This window comes from Flavobacterium sp. AK-345, assembly GCF_058310175.1.
Window position 1 is genome coordinate 104,692 of record NZ_JBZEER010000015.1, and the last position, 17,385, is coordinate 122,076.

11 protein-coding genes and 1 pseudogene are annotated in these 17,385 nt (G+C 30.9%); 6 read left to right on the plus strand and 6 right to left on the minus strand.

The window, feature by feature from the left end:
• The first annotated feature begins 325 nt into the window (after nucleotides 1-325).
• Nucleotides 326-3,127, plus strand: a complete 2,802-nt coding sequence (locus AC4FQ3_RS20605) for a glycosyl hydrolase (protein ID WP_491183110.1) — start codon at nucleotides 326-328, stop codon at nucleotides 3,125-3,127.
• A gap of 15 nt (nucleotides 3,128-3,142) precedes the next feature.
• Entirely contained in the window at nucleotides 3,143-4,267 is a 1,125-nt protein-coding gene (locus AC4FQ3_RS20610) for a glycoside hydrolase family 88/105 protein (protein ID WP_491183111.1), read from the plus strand.
• Between the two features lie 103 nt (nucleotides 4,268-4,370).
• Here the strand turns inward: AC4FQ3_RS20610 and AC4FQ3_RS20615 are convergent, their stop codons facing one another.
• Both AC4FQ3_RS20615 and AC4FQ3_RS20620 read right to left on the minus strand, forming a co-directional pair.
• Nucleotides 4,371-4,826, minus strand: a complete 456-nt coding sequence (locus AC4FQ3_RS20615) for a hypothetical protein (protein WP_491183112.1) — start codon at nucleotides 4,824-4,826, stop codon at nucleotides 4,371-4,373.
• A 98-nt stretch (nucleotides 4,827-4,924) separates the two neighbouring features.
• Entirely contained in the window at nucleotides 4,925-5,467 is a 543-nt protein-coding gene (locus tag AC4FQ3_RS20620; RefSeq protein WP_491183113.1) for a hypothetical protein, read from the minus strand.
• A gap of 424 nt (nucleotides 5,468-5,891) precedes the next feature.
• Here AC4FQ3_RS20620 and AC4FQ3_RS20625 point away from each other — a divergent pair, with 424 nt between their 5' ends.
• The 4 genes from AC4FQ3_RS20625 to AC4FQ3_RS20640 all read left to right on the plus strand — a co-directional run bounded on the left by AC4FQ3_RS20625 (nucleotide 5,892) and on the right by AC4FQ3_RS20640 (nucleotide 10,740).
• Nucleotides 5,892-6,983: a sensor histidine kinase gene (locus AC4FQ3_RS20625; RefSeq protein ID WP_491183114.1), complete on the plus strand. Its 1,092-nt coding sequence runs from the start codon at nucleotides 5,892-5,894 to the stop codon at nucleotides 6,981-6,983.
• 5 nt (nucleotides 6,984-6,988) lie between these two features.
• Complete coding sequence (locus AC4FQ3_RS20630) at nucleotides 6,989-8,305, plus strand: sigma-54-dependent transcriptional regulator (RefSeq protein ID WP_491183115.1); 1,317 nt, start codon at nucleotides 6,989-6,991, stop codon at nucleotides 8,303-8,305.
• A 402-nt stretch (nucleotides 8,306-8,707) separates the two neighbouring features.
• The gene (locus AC4FQ3_RS20635; protein WP_491183116.1) at nucleotides 8,708-9,688 is read left to right on the plus strand and encodes a helix-turn-helix domain-containing protein; all 981 of its coding nucleotides are present in this window, start codon (nucleotides 8,708-8,710) and stop codon (nucleotides 9,686-9,688) included.
• Nucleotides 9,689-9,747: 59 nt separating this feature from the next.
• Nucleotides 9,748-10,740: a helix-turn-helix domain-containing protein gene (locus tag AC4FQ3_RS20640; protein ID WP_491183117.1), complete on the plus strand. Its 993-nt coding sequence runs from the start codon at nucleotides 9,748-9,750 to the stop codon at nucleotides 10,738-10,740.
• Between the two features lie 168 nt (nucleotides 10,741-10,908).
• Here AC4FQ3_RS20640 and AC4FQ3_RS20645 read toward each other — a convergent pair whose 3' ends face one another.
• The 4 genes and pseudogenes from AC4FQ3_RS20645 to AC4FQ3_RS20660 form a co-directional block, all read right to left on the minus strand.
• Nucleotides 10,909-12,894 (minus strand): OmpA family protein, encoded by a 1,986-nt coding sequence (locus tag AC4FQ3_RS20645; RefSeq protein ID WP_491183118.1) that lies wholly within the window; start codon nucleotides 12,892-12,894, stop codon nucleotides 10,909-10,911.
• Between the two features lie 17 nt (nucleotides 12,895-12,911).
• Nucleotides 12,912-13,826, minus strand: coding sequence for a PorP/SprF family type IX secretion system membrane protein (locus tag AC4FQ3_RS20650; protein WP_073398327.1), 915 nt, complete (start codon nucleotides 13,824-13,826; stop codon nucleotides 12,912-12,914).
• A gap of 26 nt (nucleotides 13,827-13,852) precedes the next feature.
• Nucleotides 13,853-15,157 carry a T9SS type B sorting domain-containing protein gene (locus AC4FQ3_RS20655; protein ID WP_491183119.1) on the minus strand — a complete coding sequence of 435 codons (1,305 nt, stop codon included), beginning with the start codon at nucleotides 15,155-15,157 and terminating at the stop codon, nucleotides 13,853-13,855.
• A 407-nt stretch (nucleotides 15,158-15,564) separates the two neighbouring features.
• A pseudogene (locus AC4FQ3_RS20660) lies at nucleotides 15,565-17,385 on the minus strand (hypothetical protein); the annotation flags it as partial.

Consider the following 17,385-nt stretch of genomic DNA (forward strand, 5'->3'; position numbering starts at 1 on the left):
CAAATTTATTTAGAAGGGAATGGCACAGCATCCTGTAGTATCCTGCTAACTATCAATATCTTATATTTATATTTGTGTTTTATTTAACAAAAAAGCAATATAAGTAACTGATTTACAATGCGAAAAATATAAATATCATATTAAAAATTTTATGCATTTATTTTTTTTGAATCCGTATTGAAATTCGTATAAATATAAATTATGATAAAAATATTAGCCAATTTTAAGATTATTTCACATTTCAAACAGGACGCTACAGGATGGCAATTTCAAGAAGGACTTTTACTTTTACTTTATTGGATAATCATCTTTTGAATTTTTAATAATGAGACTAATCAAAACCTATTTCTTTGTATTCTTTTGCTTCATATTGAGTTGTCATTCTTTTGCACAGAAAAAATCTGAATCTCCATGGCCAAATTCTACCAATATCAATCAGCCATGGGCACGTTGGTGGTGGATGGGAAGTGCAGTTGATAAGCCAAATTTGAAGAAAAGTCTTTTAGATTTTCATAATGCCGGAATTGGTGGTGTAGAAATAACTCCCATTTATGGCGTAAAAGGAGAAGAAAATAATTTTATAGATTATCTGTCCCCAAAATGGTTAGAAATGCTGGACTATACCATTCACATTTCAGACAGTCTGCACATGCAGGTAGATATGGTTTTAGGAACCGGCTGGCCTTATGGCGGATCTCATGTTACACTGCCAAATGCCGCAACTAAACTAATTATCGAAAAATATCAGCTTAAAAAAAATGAAACCATTGACAAGAATATAGTAGTCGAAAATACAAAAGAAAAAGTACCTGCCGAGCTTTTATATGTTGTAGCTTACGGAAATGACGGAAGTTATGTAAACTTAACAGATCTGTTAAAAGATAAAAATTCAAAAGTAAACGCCAAAGGAATTGAAGGAAATCCTGTTTTGCTGCAGAATCCGCTAAAACCAAATAAATTAAAATGGAAAGCTGTTAAAACAGATTATACGATATATGCTGTTTTTAGCGGAAAAACCGGTCAACAGGTTAAAAGAGCGGCTCCTGGAGGAAGCGGTTATACTTTAGATCATTATTCTGAAGAAGCATTGAATACTTATGTTGTTCCATTTAATAGTGCTTTTAAAGGTCGCGAAGGAAAAATAAGAGCTATTTTTAATGATAGTTATGAAGTTTACGGAACCGATTTTACTCCGAAATTCTTTGAGGAATTTAAAACTTTAAGGGGTTATGATTTAAAACAACAAATGCCTCTTTTATTAAATGAAACCGATAACGAAATTGGTAACCGAATAAGAAGTGATTACAAACAAACGATTGCTGATTTATTACTAAATAAATTTGACAAACCATGGACAGCATGGGCAAATTCCAAAAACTTTAAAACAAAACTTCAGGCACACGGTTCTCCCGGAAACCTGATCGATTTGTATGCTTCAGCGGACATTCCTGAATGTGAAACTTTTGGTTCAATGCCTTTTGATATTCCGGGTTTTAGGCGCGAGAAAGAAGACATTCGCGAAGGCGATGCTGATCCGGTTATGCTAAAATTCTCCTCTTCGGCAGCACATATTTCAGGGAAAAATCTGGTTTCGTCTGAGACTTTTACGTGGTTGAGAGAACATTTCAAAACGGCTTTATCACAATGCAAACCAGAGGCAGAAGATTTGATGTTAAACGGCGTGAATCATATTTTCTTGCACGGTTCTACTTATTCGCCAACAAGAGCTGCGTGGCCGGGATGGCAATTTTATGCTTCGGTAAATTTTAATGCCAACAATAGTATTTGGGAAGATGCTCCTGCCCTTTTTTCGTATATTTCGAATTGTCAATCTTTATTGCAGCAGGGAAAACCAGATAACGAAATTTTACTTTACTGGCCCATTTTTGATGTTTGGGATAAATACCAAAAAGGTAACTTATTTTTTCAATTTAAAATACATTCGTTATCAGAATGGTTATATGGAACATCTTTTTATGATACTACAAAAAGCCTTCTGAAAAAAGGATATGGAGTTGATTTTATATCGGATAACTTTATTACTGAAGCAAAGGTTATTGATGGAAAGATCAGTTTGCCGGGTGGAACTTTTAAGTCATTAATTATTCCGTCCTGTAAAAAAATACCGCTTGCCACTTTACAAAAATTAATAACCTTACAAAAACAAGGTGCAATTATTATTTTTGAAGGATTACCGGAATCTGTTCCCGGATTTAATGATTATAAAAAACAGGAACAAGAACTTCAAAATCTTTTAAAGACTAATAATGAATTTGTAAAACCGGTTTCGGATATTTTTATTGCTTTAGAAAATGCAAAAATACAACCGGAAACACTTGTAAATTCTGGTTTAAAATTCATCAGAAGAGATATTAATGGTGAAAAAATCTATTATTTGGTAAACCACACTCCCAAAACAGTTGACGAATTTATTCCGTTACAAATTGGCAATAAAGAAGTTATTATTCTTGATCCATTAACGAAAGAAGCCGGAAATGCAATTGTAAAAAAATCTGGTTCGAATACTTTAGTAAAAATTAAAATTGAACCGGGACAATCTTATTTTTTAAAAACAGAAAATACAGCTTCTCAAAAAAAATGGATTTATTATGAACCTGTAACCGAAGCTATTTCTTTAAAAGGAAACTGGAAAATTAACTTTGACAAAGGCGGACCAAAATTACCAACAAGCGCAACAATTTCAACTCTGGAATCCTGGACAAAATTAAGTCCAGATGCTGAAGCTTTTTCAGGATCTGCAACTTACTCTTTGGAATTTGAAAATCCGAATAATAAAACAGAAAACTGGAGTTTGAATTTGGGCGATGTGCGCGAAAGTGCAAAAGTCTGGCTTAATGATGAATTTATCGGAACCGCATGGTCTGTACCTTACAAGCTGAATATCAAAAATTTAAAATCCGGAAAAAACATTTTAAAAATACAGGTCACTAATCTTTCTGCCAATAGAATCAGGGATAAAGAATTAAAAGGTGAAGAATGGAAGATTTTTTACGAAATAAATATGGTTGATAAGGATTATAAAAAATTTGACGCCACAAAATGGAATCCGATGCCTTCGGGATTGTTGGGGCCGGTCACGATTACGCCATTAAAAACTACAAACTAATTAACCGAATATAAGATGAGAAAATTACTTTTAAGCTTTACGATATGCTTTTTTTACACCAATATAATAAGTGCTCAACAGCCATTTGACAAAAAATTAGTACTAAAACAAATGATTTTGGCGAATGATTATTTTATACAAAAATGGCCTGAAACCGGTAAAACTATCATTACCAACAAAGAACGCCCAAGTAACATCTGGACACGCGGTGTTTATTATGAAGGATTAATGGCATTGCATGAAATTTTTCCTAAAGATGCTTATTATGATTATGCTTATTCGTGGGCTGAATTTCATAAATGGGGATTTAATGGCGGAAACACGACTCGAAATGCCGATAATTATTGTGCAGCTCAAACTTATATAGATTTATATAATTTAGAACCTGATACTAAAAAATTAAAAAATACAATTGCAAATACAAATATGCTTTTGAACACTCCACAATTAGACGATTGGTCGTGGATTGATGCGATACAGATGGGAATGCCTGTTTTTGCCAAAATGGGTGTTTTAGAAAAAGACAATCGCTATTTCGAAAAAATGTATCAAATGTATATGTACACCCGAAATAATCATGGCGATCACGGTTTGTTTAATGTAAAAGATGGTTTGTGGTGGCGTGATGCCGATTTTGATCCCCCATATAAAGAACCAAACGGCGAAGATTGTTATTGGAGCCGTGGCAATGGCTGGGTAATTGCAGCTTTGGCAAAAGTATTAACCATAATTCCTGAAAACGCGCCACACAGAGAACAATATGTAAAAGATTTAAAATTGATGGCTGCAGCATTGATTCCTATTCAAAGACCTGATGGATTCTGGAATGTAAGTTTGCATGATCCAACAAATTATGGGGGCAAAGAATTATCAGGAACAGCATTATTTGTTTATGGAATAACTTATGGCATTAACAACGGAATTTTGAAAAAGGAAACTTATTTACCTATTATTCAAAAAGCATGGAATGCCATGACTACGGAAGGTTTACAGCCTAATGGATTTTTAGCCTATTTACAATCCACAGGAAAAGAACCAAAAGATGGTCAGCCGGTAACTAATGATAAAATTCCGGATTTTGAAGATTATGGATTGGGTTGTTTTTTACTCGCCGGTTCAGAAATTTATAAAATGAAATAAAAAAGTTTCATTAATTCAAAAAGCCCATTCCTTTCGGTTTGGGCATTTTTTTAGTCTTACAACTTTAGTTGCTTTTGCTTATTATTTAAGAGTAGGTAATAAATTAACCGGCATTCGCTATTACTAATTTTTTAATCGAAGTATAAGATTGATTTTTCTGTGCATAAAAATTAGAAAAACCAGATTCAGACACTTGTTGTTTAAAACCTAATGTGCTTTTAAAACTAGATTTTAAATCGTTCATGATTTCATTTCTGGTCTTTGAACCGTCTAATAGAAGCAAATCATTAAAATCTTCTAAGAAAATTAAATCTGTGTATAATTTTTTATTAAAAATGCACACTAAGATATTGGTTCCTTTTTTATAAAATTTTAAAAATTCGATTAATTCAAACTTATTGTAGATAACAAGAACTATCCTGTCGAAATTTATTATTTGATCTTCTGTATGGTCTAAGGTTGCACTATCAGTAAATTCAAACTCATTACTAAATTTTCGCTTAAACATTTTCATGAAGACTTTTTTATTGTCACATACTAAAATATTTTTCTTTCCCATTTTTATATTTTTTATTATTCTTCAATAATAAAACTGAATTAAATAAGGTCTTCCGGTTTGGTTATTTTTAGTTTTCAAATAAAATAAATAAGCAATTATTACATTTTTGTAATCTCAACTACATTGCGTTCTACAAATGCAATTAATTCATTTATATTCCTGCCGTTATTAAATTTATTCGAAATAGATATAATATGATGATCATCATCTTTTACATATAAAAAGAAAAAATCTTTGGTTAGAACTGCTCTTTCTATCTGGCTCCATTTATGTGCAAAAGCTCCTAAGGGTGAGTGAACATAAATGAATGAATTGGTAAAATTTAATTTATACTTTCCTAAAACAGTAGTGTAATCCGTTATTTTTTTAGTTATCCTAAAAATGGTTTTACAGATTGCATTTACAAAAGAATAGCGAAACATTAAGAACAATATAATGACAACAAGATTTCTTAATTCCCATATTATAAGATCTTCATCTTTACTAAGATTAAAAAAATCTAAAAAGATTAAAAAGATCAGAATTAATGCAAAAAAAATGGTAACTCTTTCTTTATATAAATCTTTGTAATACATTTTGTTTAACTTCTGTATTTCAGCAACATTCAATTCAAACTCTAATGAAAATTTGGAAGTATTCATATTCTTTTAAACCGCTATTTAATTTAGGTATCTTTTGTTTTTGTTTTGATCTTTTCAATAATTTTTAAATTACTAAAAGACTAAGACAAAATTACTCTTAACATAAAGTTGATATTCACCGCAAAAGCTTTTAGAATAGTAAAATAGGACTTTTGAATAAGTAACGTATGTGCTTTAAAAAATAGTTTGAAACAAATTAGAAGTAAATAAAACTCAAGAAATCTTCCTTTTTTTTCCTACACCAAAATACAACTCAAAAAACAATCTCAATAAGGTATATAAATATCAGAATAAGACTAAAAATTAAAACTTATTTATTTTATTATCAAATAGTTAAATAAAATCTAAATTTAGAATACAGAGAAGATTATTTAAGTAATTTTGGACTTTATTTAAAAACAGAATACAGACTACTTCCTACAAAATGAAATTTGCTACCGCTGAGGAAAAACTTAAAGAGAGAGTAAAAGAACTTACTTGCCTTTATGAGATTTCAAAAATAATATCAAAGACAAATTCTGATCAAGAAGAATTTTTAAAAAAAATAATTGTAAGTACAAAAAAGGCATGGAGATATAGTGAAGATGCTATTGTAGAAATTCAGATTCGGGATAAACACTATATAACAGCAGCACTTTCACCGGAAACTGTTTATCAAAGTAGTTACTTATATATAGATAGTGTCAATATTGGTTTTATAAAAGTACATTATCCAAAAAATAAGTACATGCAAAATCATCTTTTAGAAGATGAACAAAAACTGCTTGATACTATTTCTTTTGAAGTTGCCAACCACATTGAAAAAATCAAAAAATTAGAAAGAGAAGATTTACTTAGAAGAAGTGCAGAAAGAATTGATCGATTAGCAATTCTTGGTGAAATAACCGCTGGAATTGCCCACGAGCTTAATACGCCTCTTGGAAATATACTTGGATTTTCTGAGCTCATCAAGGATAATAATACAAATCCCGAAATTGACTCTGATATCTCTATAATAATAAATTCCGCTTTATATTCTCGCGAGATTGTAAAAAAATTACTTTTTTTCTCGTGCGAGATGCCACATCAATTACAATTAGTTGAAATAAAACCTATTATACATTTCGTTCTTTCATCTCTGAATCAAAATTTTCAAAAAAAAGAAATTAAAAGTGATGTTGTTTTTAAAAATGAGAAAATCGCTGTAAAAGTCGATTCGGTACAACTAACACAGGTTCTCTTCAACTTACTAATCAACGCTATATACGCTTCCCCGCAAAAAAGCTCCATTAGGATTGTCGTTGAAAGTGATCATAAAAATGTGATCATAAAAATTGAAGACCAGGGTTCCGGAGTACCCGAGGATATCAAGCATAAAATCTTTGAACCGTTTTTTACTACCAAACCATTAAATGATGGTAACGGACTCGGCCTTAGCGTTGTTCATGGTATCATAAAAAAACACAAAGGTGAAATAACAATAGAAGACAACCAGCCTACCGGCGCAATCTTTACAATAAAAATACCGCTAAATTAATTATAATGAATCTTAAAAAAGAGAACGTTCTTATTGTCGATGACAATCATGACATGCTTAATTTACTTCAACGTCATTTAAAATCATTTGATTATTACACTTATAAGGCTTCATCTGTAAATGAGGCATTAGATGTACTAAAACACAATACAATAGATTTATTAATTACAGACCTGAATATTCCTGACGTAAATGGCATTGAGTTATTAAAATACGCAGAAGAGCATTATCCTCTATTGCCAAAATTAATCATAACCGGACTCCCATCTATAGAAAATGTCGTGGGAGCCATCAAATCTGGTGCATTAGATTATTTAATAAAACCATTTACAGCCGAAGAATTGCAAAAAGCGATACAAAGCTCTTTTCAAAAAAGAAAACCGATTGTAGAAAGCATACACGATAAAGCTGAAAACAATTATGCAGGGATAACTGGATGTTCGAAAAAATTTAAAAATTTAGTAGAAATAATAAAACGCGTAGAAAACAACAAAGTTAGTGTTCTTATAGAGGGCGAAAGCGGTACAGGGAAAGAACTAATTGCAAAAGCAATTCACTTTAAAGGAGCTTTTTCTAACATGCCGTTTATATCAGTAAACTGTTCAGGAATTCCGGAAAATTTAATAGAATCTGAATTGTTTGGTTATGTAAAAGGTGCCTTTACAGGAGCCGGTGAGTCCAGAATTGGCTTTTTTCAGGCCGCTTCTGGCGGAACTATTTTTCTGGACGAAATTGGCACAGCATCATTAGCATTACAAACTAGACTTTTAAGAGTATTACAAGAAAAAGAAATCACAAAAGTTGGATCCAGAACTCCAGAAAAATTAGATGTTAGAATTATAGCCGCAACAAATGACGATTTATTTCAAATGGTCCAAAAAGGCACATTTAGAGAAGATTTATATTATCGCTTAAATGTTATTAATATAAAGACAGAACCCTTAAGAGAACGAAAAGAAGATATAATACACTTACTAAACAATTTTATTAAAAAGTATTCTGCTGAATTAAACAAACCAGGAATCACAATTAATTCAAAAGTTACAGAAATCTTACTTCGATACTCCTGGCCAGGAAATGTTAGAGAACTCGAAAACGTCATACAAAACATGATTGTAATGAGTGATGACACTATAGAGTTACAGCATATTCCGGAGCATCTGAAATATCATATTCCTGAACAAAAAGGTATCCTTAAATCATTAAAAGAATATGAAAAAGAGCAGATCATAAAAGTATTAGCGGCAGTAAATAATAATAAAACTAAAGCAGCTCAAATTTTACAAATAGATCGCAAAACACTTAATCAAAAAATAACGTAAGCAGGGTAATATTTCCCTGTTTGGTACTAAATTCCCAACTTAAAAAACAAAAAAATATTTTCTAAATTTTCTACAAAAGTGACTAGTAACTTGTTATAGTTTTAATAAAGTTTCAGGCATATCTTTTGCATAAAGTAAATGTATGAAACAATTACATTTAAAAAAATCACATAAAGTTTATATTAGAATAATATAAGACATAATTAACAGGATATATGAGATAAATTTTAAATTATTAATCGACAGTATTGCTCAAAATTTAGAATGTGAAAAATTGGCATTATTAGATAAGAAAAAAACATTCTTTTTTATTAACAAACAAACTTATATAACTACAAATCAAATTATTACACAATAATAAAATAAAATAAATTAACTTTATATACTTAAAATTCAAATACCATGAAAAAAATTGAACATTACTATGGTGCAGATTTAAATTGGGTTGAAAATTTTGCAGAACAATTTGGCGGTAAAATAGACGGTAATTTTATTATAGTACCAGAAGAATTTCAAACAGGCACAAGATATTTTTTTGATTGTGGAGATGGTATTATAGCGTATTATCTTAATGTGAAATATAATAAAAATTTAAATCTGATTCAAAAAAACACAAATAGTGATTTTATTGGGTTTTATTATAATCTAACTGATGGGGAAGCAACATTATCGGGTCATAATTTCATGAAAAACGTAGGAAGATGGCAATATAACTTATCCGTAATTGATGGTTCTCTTGAGTCTAATTACTTTGTAAAATCCGGAAGCAGTACCTATGCTTTATGCATTTTTATAAAAAAAAGCAGTATAAAAGAATTTGCCGAAAAAAATAATATTATACTTCCGGACGTCCGAAAAATAATCGATCCAACAAAAAATACTGTTGTAAGATTTGACAGAATTAGTAGTGAGAGCTATCATCTATTAAATGACTTGCGAAAACTTCCTGTAGGCGGACCAATATTTAATCTGAATCTGGTTGGTACTGTACACATGTTAATTTCTAATTACTTAAAAAAAATATCCCGTAACAGAGTTATTATCCAAACTGTTAATCAAACAGATCTAAATAATATAATAGCTATACAAATGTTTCTAATTGAAAATATTGAAGAACATTTCCCGAGCATTTCTGTAATAGCAGGCAAAGCAAATATGTCAGAATCAAAATTTAAGAATTTATTTAAAAAAATTACAGGCTGTACCCCTAATACATTTTTCATGGAAAATAAACTACTATTGGCCAAAGAGTTACTTGAAAAAAAGCAATTATCAATATCGCAAGTTTCTGACAAATTAAATTTTACCAATAACTCCTATTTTGCCTCAAAATTTAAAGAACATTTTGAAATGTCTCCAAAAACATTTGTCAAACAACTGTAGGTAGCGCTTAAATGATTTAAAAACAAGTTTTTATTTTTTACATAAAAAACTATTTGTACATGAAAAAAATTACTCATTTTTATAGTTTAACGCCAGAATGGCAATACCAGTTAGCCGAAGAAATGGGTGCTAAACTTATTGACAACAAAATAATTGAGATCCCTGAAACATTAGGCAATGGACATACTTATTTTGCCCAAATTACCCCTGAAATTTCAACTCTCTTTATTGATTTTACATTAACGTCTCCTCTTAAAATAACCAGATTACATTCTAATAACGAGCTGTATATTTTTCATTATGATTTAAGTGAGCACATAAATCTGATAAAGATTAACAATGCAGATTATGAAATTGGTTCTTTTGACAAACTTGATTTAGCTATAATTGATAATCAACTGGAGAGTTCTTTCAAGCCAGCGGTTAACGAAAGAGCATTTGCTATACGTTTACTCGTTGATAAAAAATTATTGGCTGATTTTATAGAAAAATATTCGAGTAAAAACAAATCAAAACATGAGGATAAAGATGATACGAAAACTTTTTATCATTATGGAAACATTGACAGTAACAGCATATTGCTAATCCAGTCTATCAAGAACAAATCTGTATATGATATATCATTTGATTCTCTTCTTAAAGGTATTTCTCTAAAATTGCTAGGAAACTTTTTTAATAAATTTTATGATTCGCAAACAGAAAAAAATGAAATAACAGAAATTGAAAATGAAGCAGTTAACAGAACAAGAGACTATCTCGTTAACAACCTATACGGTCCATTTCCTTCTTTAACATTTTTATCAGCAATGGCAGGTATGTCTGAATCTAAATATAAAAAAATGTTCAAAAAATGTTTTAATAACACACCTAATAATTTTTTTATTACAGAAAAAATGCACCTCGCCAAAGAACTATTGGAAAGTGGTGAATTTCATAGTTTAACTGATGTTGTTTACGAATTGAATTATAGTAAGCTAAGCTATTTTTCATCAAAATATTATGAGCTTTTTAAACGTAAACCTTCTGAAGATTTAATTAAGAAAAGACATTAGCAATTTATTTTTCTTCTCTTACAAATAAAAGCAATTTTATCAATTGTTTAAATAAAAAAAACAGGATGTTTCAAAAGAACATCCTGTTTTTTATTATCTATTATTCACCTTTATAGTGAATTCAAATTCTTTAGAGATATTTTTTTTTAGAATAGTATCTCATTTTCTCTATTTACTCACTGATAGTATAAATTCTGAACGTCTGTTAAGTTCATGTTCTTTTTCAGTACATTTTACTCCGTTAGCACATTTGTTAATCAAACGTGTTTCTCCAAATCCATGTCCACTAATACGTTCCGCACTTATTCCATTAGCTACTATATAATCTACCGTAGCTTGGGCTCTATTCTCTGATAGTTTCATATTGAACTCATCTCTACCTCTGCTATCCGTATGTGAATTTACAGTTATCGTAATTCTAGGACGGGCAATCATTAGCGCCACAATCTTATCCAATTCAGCTTTTGATGATTGTCTGATTTTATATCCACTATAATCAAAATAAATAGGCTGCAATTTAAGTTTGTCAGTAAGATTATCTCCTTCTTCAAGTACTACTTTTTGATTATTAACCATTACTTCCATTTCCTTAATCATATTTTGCGAGAATTCCCTTTTCTCTAATGGCTTTAATGGAGAGATATTTTTTGTTACTTCAACCAATCCCTCTTTTTTATAAATCAAATTATAATTTACAAAAGGATCCAATGGCACAGAATATTTACCATTTTTATCTGTATACCAGGTACCTATTTTTTCTTTTGAAGAATTATAAGCCTCAATAGCAACACCTTCTATCGGAAGTCCATCTGTGTCATCTTTTAATACACCGAACACAGTTGGTTTAATATTAAAATTAAAATCAACCTGTTTGTTCTCTATAAAACTATAGATATCATCATTTCCACTTCTATTAGAAGAAAAATACCCTCTTCTGTTGTCGGTCTGAATTGTGTAAGCAAAATCATCTGCAATTGTATTTACGCCATCTCCTAAATTAACAACATGATATAAACCTGTCTCATCTTTAATTGCTGCATATACATCTAAACCACCTAAGCCGGGATGCCCATCTGAAGAAAAATACAAAATACCTGAAGCATCAATGAAGGGATACGTTTCTTTACCTAATGTATTGATCTCATCTCCTAATTTTCTTACATCATTACTAATCAAGCCATTTTTTATACTTACTACATATAAATCTGAATTACCAAATTTATTATTTCGATCTGAAGCAAAATAAAGTTCATCTTCATTAGGACTTAATGCAGGATGTGCTGATGAAAAGCCATCACTATTAATCGGATATCCCAACTCTTTTATGTTTTTCCACTCTCCTTTTACATTTTCAGCTGTGTAGATTTTTAAATATGTCGCTCCATTTTTATCAGCTCCAATTTTGCCGTCAAGATAATTGTTTCTTGTAAAATACATTGTTTTACCATCTTTAGTTATAGCAGGAGTACTTTGATGGTATTTTGTATTTACATCTCCTTTTAATAGAACAGGATTTTGCAATCCGCCATCAGTAGTAATGTCAGCTGTATATAATTTTAAAAATGATTTTTCATTCCAACTATGTTTACGTTTTATAACTATACCCGTATCTCTTGCCGAAGTAAAAATTACTTTATTCTTATCATAAACTGCAGCACCAAAATCTGAAAATGGTGAATTGATTTCTACCGGTTTTAATGTATAACGACCTGATTGTTTTTGGATCGCCTCCAATAGTTTTCCCTCATTCCAGTTTTCACTTAAATCTTTTGTACCTGATTTTGCGTAATATTTTTTCATTATCGCTTCAGATTCTTTATATTTTTTGCTGTTATTTAAAGCTTGTGCATATCTAAAGTAATATTCAGGGCTAACCTCATTTGTTGAGCTTATCATTTTAGAATAACATGTGGCAGCTTCAGCATAGCTTCCATTATAATAATAACAATCCCCGAGTTTCGTGTATGCATCTATTGTATTATTTCCTTTGTCAACAATATCTTTGTACAACTTTGCAGCCTCTACAAAAGCAAATTTATTATATGCTGCATCTGCTTTCTCCATTTTTTTATCCTGAGCCTGTATACTACTTATATGCATTATACAAACCATAAAGAAAACAAAAGTAATTTGTAATTTTTTATAAATCATCATGTTTGTTTTAGTCGTTATTAGAAGAATCTTGGTGTAACTAATCTCGCTTTCGATTTGCTTAAGAAATCAAATCTTAAAAATAATTCGTGAGATCCGGAGTTATATCTTCCCAAGTTTGTAGTTTCATAATCATAGGCATATCCTATTTGTATAGCATCCGAAACCTGGAAACCAGCCATACCACTTACACTTGCATTTAAACGATATGCAGCACCAAGTGTTAACTTATTACTGATCAGGAAATTTGCTGATAAATCGACTGCTACAGGAGCACCTTGAACAACTTTAGCTAAAACTGCCGGTTTAAATTTTAAATTTGGATTCAAATCAAAAACATATCCTCCTATGAAATAAAGATGTGATTTCGTTGAATAAACAGATTCTGCTACATCATCAAAAAAGTCTGTTTTTAACAATTTAGGAACTGCTGCTCCAACATACCAATTATGGCTGTGTACATAAATCCCTGCACCAACATTTGGTGAAAATTTAGATGTTTTTCCGGTCATATAAATATCCGGATTTTCAATATTTAATTTTGAATAATCAACTTCAAAATTGTCAAAACCACCTGATATACCAAATGATACCCTTACATTATCATTAGCATCAATAGTATAAGCGTAACTTACCATCGCACCAGTATTTTTTGTTGGTCCAATCTCATCATTTACAATGTTTAAACCAATACCATTACCATGATATCCTAACGGACTTTGTATAGAGAAGTTCATTGTTTTTGGAGCACCTTCTAAACCAACCCATTGAGTTCTATATAATCCCATTGCACTAATTACCTCCCTTGACCCCGTATATCCAGGGTTAAAAGACATTGTGTTGTACATATATTGCGTATACTGTGATTCTTGCTGCGCCGAAGCTCCAAAAACACCCAGCAGCAATAGTGTTGCTACGTAAAATATTTTTTTCATTAGTTCTAATTTCTTTTATAATTGTCTTAATTATTATTAATATATAAGTAACCTGATTTCTGAATACCTTTTACACCATTGTTATACTTTAAGATGTAAAAATATGTTCCGGTAGGAAGTTTATCTCCTCTTTTTACCGTTACACGTCCATCAGAATATCCTCCAAACATGATATCACTTTCATTATATGATTTTGCATCATAAACTTTAACTCCCCAACGGTTATAAATTTCAACTGTATTATCAGGATATTTGGCAATTCCTTTAATATGGAATGTATCATTGATTCCGTCGCCGTTTGGTGATACCGCATTGTACACAATTAAATCATCCGGTTCCACTATAGCTTTTTTAACCATAGCCATAGTAAAAATTCCATATCCGCCTACCTGAGCAGTTAATAATTTTGAAAAGTTCTCCGTAGAAACCGGATCACTTACTTCTCCTCCATCATTTATCCATTTAGATAATGATGCATCCCAACGTACGATTGCCAATTGGGTATCAGGGTTTTCATTAAAAAAAGCAGACGGGGTAGTATCTGAATTAAGAGTAAGACTTAAAACAATGTTTTCTTCTCCATTATCTTGGGTTATTTTCCAATATTCAGCATCATTTATCATTACAATTGTTTCATCTTTACTTGAATGAGGATATAAGTCATTAGAGTTTTGAAAAAAGTATTGTGTTGTGTATGCATTTTGTACAGAAGAACCTGCCGCATGATAAGACGGTCTAAAATAAAGCTCATCACCTACGGGAAATTGAAACGCTACATCGCCTTTTTTCTCTACCATACCATCAACAAAACTTTGATTTCCAACATTTGAATGCGACGCATTTTCATTAAAAATCATTTTACCATTAAACTCAGCAGCATTAATAATTCCATTTTTGAAATCTGTATTATCACCAACCGCAATTGTGGTTTTCAGTTGAAATGGAACCAGCGATGTTAGATTGTTAAAAATAATATTTTGAAAATTCGCTATCTTAGAACCCACAATAAGTTGTTCCTGACTACCTGCAAAAAAAGTTTTTCCTAAACTCGAATTACTATAGGATACAGTACCGTTATTAGCCCAATTATTAAAAATATACACTTCTCCATCATTAATAAAGTTTCCAGATGACTCATTGTCATAATCCATATAAACTGACAACAAAGCATTTTTACTTACTTTTACATCACCTGTATTAACAAACTGAGCTTCTACTTCCTGACATGTAAACAAACCCAACATTAAACCTATAATGCAAACTGGACGTTTGCAATTTCCTAAAACAAAAAACGGTTTCTTTCCTGCTTTATATAAGTAATTATTTTTCATACATATTATTTTAATTTTTTATACAAATTGCACTTTAAATCACAATGCGAAATTAAGCCAATAACAAAATTTACTTACCCCTTAAAAGTTATTGATGTATCATAATAAGGTGAATTAATCCATCTTTTTTCAACAAAAAAAACAGAAAACCATATTGATAAACAGGTTTCTATTTTTATTTTATTCACTATTAATCTGACATAACTTTAAGCTTTTATTTCAAAAAGATATTTTTAATTTTAGAATCATTTACTGTCCATAATAAAGAAGAGGAAGCTTACACTTCCTCTTCTTTTACCAAAACATTAAAAAATTCAAAAAATTTATAATTCAAAAATACATCAGCAATAATTATAGTTACCGTACCGGTCATTAAATCATGACCGGTTTAATAACTTAAAAATAAATTACATTGTATATGTGATTACGTACCAATTTTCTCCATCTGACTGTAATGTCATTTTTATACTTCCATTAGTTACACCTCCAAACATACTCGCTGTCATGTATGGATACGAAGCCGCGTCTGAATATACAACATCAGTATTAAAATTCACTTTTACAGGAACCTGAATGTCAGGATTTGTATTAGGTATAATTACATTATACTGATTGATAACCAATAGTCTTCCTGTATTTGTTTTTGCATCAGGAAGAGTAATAGTAATGTCCTGTGTTAGTTTGCGCGCAATAATTGTATAATCGTCGTTTCCTACTGTATAATCAGCACTTATTACTTTGATTCCCATAACATTATTTTTAGCTGCTGCTTTCCATCCTACGACTCCTTCTGCAGTTGTTGTTATTACATCTCCTACAACTGTTGAAGGAACAACATTTACTGTAGCTGCAGTGAATGTAGAACCTGTACCGCTTACTGCTAATACAGTATCAGGTGTTGAAGTTGTAATATCTGCAAGGTTTATTGTTGTTGACTGTTCGCCTTCTCCATTATAAACCAATGTTTTTGCTGTAGTATTATGTACTAACGTTGTGATAGTTTCCTTGCTATCAACAATTTTTGTAAGTTCATTTACAACATCAGTATTATTGAAAATTGTTGAAGCATTAGAAATAACATCTGAAACTACATTTATATCAGATGGAGCTCCTGCTTCATTTACATAAGTATAAGAACCTGATCCGTTATTGGTAAGCGTTGTAACTGTCTCACTTCCTTTGATAACATCAGCAATGTTCACCACCTGAGTGTTTCCTGCAACATCTACATAACTGAACTGTTTTGTTTCTGAATTATAGGTTACACTTCCGGCAGTCTGCTCTGAAATTTCCTTAATGAAATTAGTAACTTCTGCATTATTGAAAATTGTTGAAGCATTGGCAATAACATCTCCAACTACATTAATATTAACCTCAGTTCCTTCCTCATTTTTATAGGTATACAATCCCTCTCCCTTATTCTCAAGAGTTGTAACTGTCTCACTTCCTTTGATAACATCAGCAATGTTAACTACCTGAGTGTTTCCGGCAACATCTACATAACTAAACTGTTTTGTTTCTGAATTATACGTTACACTTCCGGCTGTCTGCTCTGAAATTTCCTTGATGAAATTTGTAACTTCTGCATTATTGAAAATTGTTGAAGCATTACCAATAACATCACCTACTACATTGATGTCAACTTCAACTCCTTTTTCATTTGTATAAGTATACAAACCTTCTCCTTTATTCTCAAGAGTAGTTAACGTTTCGTCTGTCTTGATTACATTAGTAAGCTCTGTCTTGAATTCTGAATTATTGATAATTGTTGAAGCATTGGCAACAACATCTCCAACCACATCAATATTAACCTCAGTTCCTTCCTCATTTTTATAGATATACAATCCCTCTCCTTTATTCTCAAGAGTTGTAACTGTCTCACTTCCTTTGATAACATCAGCAATGTTAACTACCTGAGTATTCCCGGCAACATCAACATAACTAAACTGTTTTGTTTCTGAATTATAGGTTACACTTCCGGCTGTCTGCTCTGAAATTTCCTTGATGAAATTAGTAACTTCTGCATTATTGAAAATTGTTGAAGCATTTGCAACAACATCTCCTACTACATTAATATCAACTTCAACTCCTTTTTCATTTGTATAAGTATACAAACCTTCTCCTTTATTCTCAAGGGTAGTTAACGTTTCATCTGTCTTGATTACATTAGTAAGCTCTGTCTTGAATTCTGAATTATTGATAATTGTTGAAGCATTGGCAACAACATC

What these genes read in the sequence shown, in the direction of transcription:
- AC4FQ3_RS20605 (WP_491183110.1), top strand. Translation starts at nt 326, where the DNA reads ATGAGACTAATCAAAACCTATTTCTTTGTATTCTTTTGCTTCATATTG.
- AC4FQ3_RS20610 (WP_491183111.1), top strand. Translation starts at nt 3,143, where the DNA reads ATGAGAAAATTACTTTTAAGCTTTACGATATGCTTTTTTTACACCAAT.
- AC4FQ3_RS20615 (WP_491183112.1), bottom strand. Translation starts at nt 4,826, where the DNA reads ATGGGAAAGAAAAATATTTTAGTATGTGACAATAAAAAAGTCTTCATG.
- AC4FQ3_RS20620 (WP_491183113.1), bottom strand. Translation starts at nt 5,467, where the DNA reads ATGAATACTTCCAAATTTTCATTAGAGTTTGAATTGAATGTTGCTGAA.
- AC4FQ3_RS20625 (WP_491183114.1), top strand. Translation starts at nt 5,892, where the DNA reads ATGAAATTTGCTACCGCTGAGGAAAAACTTAAAGAGAGAGTAAAAGAA.
- AC4FQ3_RS20630 (WP_491183115.1), top strand. Translation starts at nt 6,989, where the DNA reads ATGAATCTTAAAAAAGAGAACGTTCTTATTGTCGATGACAATCATGAC.
- AC4FQ3_RS20635 (WP_491183116.1), top strand. Translation starts at nt 8,708, where the DNA reads ATGAAAAAAATTGAACATTACTATGGTGCAGATTTAAATTGGGTTGAA.
- AC4FQ3_RS20640 (WP_491183117.1), top strand. Translation starts at nt 9,748, where the DNA reads ATGAAAAAAATTACTCATTTTTATAGTTTAACGCCAGAATGGCAATAC.
- AC4FQ3_RS20645 (WP_491183118.1), bottom strand. Translation starts at nt 12,894, where the DNA reads ATGATGATTTATAAAAAATTACAAATTACTTTTGTTTTCTTTATGGTT.
- AC4FQ3_RS20650 (WP_073398327.1), bottom strand. Translation starts at nt 13,826, where the DNA reads ATGAAAAAAATATTTTACGTAGCAACACTATTGCTGCTGGGTGTTTTT.
- AC4FQ3_RS20655 (WP_491183119.1), bottom strand. Translation starts at nt 15,157, where the DNA reads ATGAAAAATAATTACTTATATAAAGCAGGAAAGAAACCGTTTTTTGTT.